General features: G+C 61.4%; 1 protein-coding gene and 1 pseudogene. Both read right to left on the reverse strand.

The annotated features are described in order from the left end of the window. Positions 1 to 1,859 (reverse strand): annotated as a pseudogene (locus ACWDKQ_RS28820) (hypothetical protein); the annotation flags it as partial. Between the two features lie 182 nt (positions 1,860 to 2,041). After that, positions 2,042 to 2,533 carry a hypothetical protein gene (locus tag ACWDKQ_RS28825; RefSeq protein ID WP_450141916.1) on the reverse strand — a complete coding sequence of 164 codons (492 nt, stop codon included), beginning with the start codon at positions 2,531 to 2,533 and terminating at the stop codon, positions 2,042 to 2,044. Positions 2,534 to 2,728: the final 195 nt, after the last annotated feature.

Below are 2,728 nucleotides of genomic sequence, written 5' to 3' on the forward strand. Positions count from 1 at the left end.
TACGGATGCCCATCCGAACCAAAGCCCGGCAACGGCTTCCCATGCGAATCAAAACCAGGCAACGGATGCCCATCCGAACCAAAGCCCGGCAACGGCTTCCCATGCGAATCAAAACCAGGCAACGGATGCCCATCCGAACCAAAGCCCGGCAACGGCTTGCCGTTCGAATCAAAACCAGGCAACGGATGCCCGTTTTCGTCGAGCCCGCCAGAGCCACCACCGTTGGCACCCGGCCGCTTTGACTTCGAGAACACCCCGCCAGGGCCGAGCGGAACTGGCGGCGGCGCGCCCCCGTCCGCCGGCTGCTTCCCGTTCGAATCGAAACCAGGCAACGGCTTGCCGTTCGAATCGAAACCAGGCAACGGCTTGCCGTTCGAATCGAAACCAGGCAACGGCTTGCCGTTCGAATCGAGACCAGGCAACGGCTTCCCGTTTTCGTCGAGCCCGCCGGGACCACCACCGTTGGCACCCGGCTGCTTTGACTTGGTGAACACCCCGCCAGGGCCGGCCGGAACTGGCGGCGGCGCACCCCCGTCCGCCGGCTGCTTCCCGTTCGAATCGAAACCAGGCGACGGCTTCCCGTTGTCGCCGCCCCCAGACCCACCAGCGTTGGGGTCCGGCACCGGCGGCGGCTTCCAATTTTTGTCGCCGCCCCCAGACCCGCCAGCGTTGGGGTCCGGCACCGGCGGCGGCTTCCATTTTTTGTCGCCGCCCCCAGACCCGCCAGCGTTGGGGTCCGGCACCGGCGGCGGCTTCCATTTTTTGTCGCCGCCCTTAGACCCACCACCGTTGGGGTCCGGCATCGGCGGCGGCTTAGGCCCACCCCCGTCCGGCTTCGGAATATTGGAACCACCGCCGGAGGAGTTGCTGGGCGTCGGCTCGACCAGTGCGGTCAGGGCGGTCGTAGCGGTAACCATAACTCGGTTCAGGTCCGCCATGGCGCTTCGCGCGGCAGTGTCCAGCTCGTCGAGCGCCGACGAGATCTTCTTGTTGATCTCGTCGTTCATCTTGTTCCAGGCGTCCGCGGTCATGACGTTCCCGTAGTCGGTACTAGCCAGCCAGCTGCGAATGAACTCCTCCGCTGTGTCCCGGTCCGAAGTATCGACTATATCGTCCAGAGCATAGTTGGGGTTAGCCGCTTTGGGCGCAACTAAGCCATTTTCCGTAATAAACTTGGTCACATTCGACGCACTGGAATACGCCGATTGCCTAGGAAGCCCGCGGAGTTTACTCCCGACCTGCCACCAGGTGGTAGTGATCGCAGCTATGACCGCATTCAGCTGGTAGTTCAGGTCACCCAAAGCCTTGGACACCCGGACTCCGTTGTTGTCGGTGACCTGCTTATGCACGTCTAATTGCGCATCTGCATAGGTGTCCATGCGGCGCTGGATCACCGACGCCGCCTTCCCCTTGAATTTCGAGCCGTCCTGGTCGAGGTTCTTGGCCCAGGCGCGGAAATCCGAGGCCGAATACTTCAAGAATTCCTCGTACATCTTGGCTTTTTCTTCAGCCTCGAAAACGGATAGCGTATCCAGCGAGCCGCGCCGTCCCGTGGCCAAGTCGTTGGCGATGGTATCCATCTTCAGGCACAGGTCTTCCCACGCCTTTAATGCGTCGGTGTCGTAACTAGCCGCGTAATAGAGCTGGTCCCAGGCGTGATACTGGATAGGCGCCGAATTCGGTTTACTTTTGTCCCACGACCCTCCCGAAGCCTCCGAGTCGAACTTGATCCAGCTCTGATTCGCCGCCGTTCGAAAGTCGACTTGGTCGCCGGTGAGCGCGAGTAGTACCTCTCCGATGCCCCACTCCGAGAAGTGGGTGTTGTCGGGGACCTGCAGGGCTGGTTCCTTCTCAGCCATTGGCTCTCCTCGATCACCGGCGACAAGCCGTTCGACTGGTTGGTTGGGGCAACTGCCTGTTCATCAGGAAAAGCCGCGGCGGCTTAACCAAACTGAATCCCCCAGTGGTCAGGTGCGTTTGGAGGATTCAAGATGCGCTCCGAGCAATGCTGACGGATCACGATGCGGGCGAAGACCGGCGGCTACTTGCCGCCGCCCTTGCCGCCATCCTTGCCGCCACCGCCACCGCTGCCGCCGTCGCTGCCGCCACCGCTTCCAGCATCGGGGGTGGCCCCGTACGACGACGAGCCGCTCGACCCCCCGAGTTCCGGGTACTCGTTCAAGAACTTCTCGGCACCGTATTTCGCGAGGTCGTCGGTTTCTTCGAAGATGTCCTTGGCCTCGTTGAGGGCATCGATGAAGTCCTGCCAGCTCTTACTGGACTTCCGGTTGAAATTGTCAACCGACGTGCCGAAGTTGTTGGCGTTCGTGGTGAAATCCTTCACCGCGGCCCAGCTCGAGTTACCGATTTTGAGCCTACTGCCCAACGTGGAGTCGAGCCGAATATCCGAGCCAGGCTTCAGAAACATCTTGACCAGCCCGTGATCGACCTCATCGATGGCCCTGATCAATCGTTCGTACTGACTCCGGTCGAACGCCGTAATCGGTTTACCTGGAACATTGGAACCCGACATGGCTTACCTCCTCTGCTACGCGGGTGATGTGTGGCGGCTCGGCCCGAGGCGCGTTGCGCGGCAACCCCGGGCCGAGCCTTCGCATTCACTGCCGAACGCTTCCTTTAGAAGATGGACGCGCTGCGACGGTCTCCGTCTTGGAAGGTGTTAGCAACCTCGTTCGAAGCCATCACTACGCCTCCCAGCTTCTGCTGC

It is taken from the genome of Saccharopolyspora sp. NPDC000995 (genome assembly GCF_053599315.1).

Excerpts from the sequence above, each read along its gene's own strand:
- ACWDKQ_RS28825 (WP_450141916.1), bottom strand. The coding sequence starts at position 2,533 with ATGTCGGGTTCCAATGTTCCAGGTAAACCGATTACGGCGTTCGACCGG.